A 370-nucleotide genomic window follows, 5' to 3' on the forward strand; every position below is an offset into this window, starting at 1 on the left:
GCTGTTGCTGGCGGCTGGCTGGCAGGGCTCCCCGCGGTTAAGCGGTCTGATTGGCGGTGAATCATTCTCGAAAGTCTTGGCGGATGAGATTCTCAGTCGCGTTGGTCAGTTGTGGAATATGTATGGTCCGACAGAGACCACGGTCTGGTCTGCGACGCATCCGTTGAGTTTAACGGATGAGGGTGTATTGATAGGCAAACCGATTGGCAACACGCGGATTTATATTCTGGATGAGTCTCACCAGCCGGTGCCGGTCGGTGCCAGTGGTGAGATATACATAGCCGGGGCTGGGGTGACGTCCGGATATCTTAAGCGTGATGACTTAACTGCGGAGCGGTTTATTGCGGACCCGTTTGCGACTGAATCTGGC

The 370-nt window shown here is 55.1% G+C and carries 1 protein-coding gene; it reads left to right on the forward strand.

Going from position 1 to position 370, the window contains the following annotated elements:
- Positions 1–370, forward strand: a 370-nt coding sequence (locus AC55NX_RS20900; RefSeq protein WP_496997479.1) for an AMP-binding protein, incomplete at both ends; no start/stop codon positions are given.

It is taken from the genome of Vibrio rubrogenes (assembly GCF_059641415.1).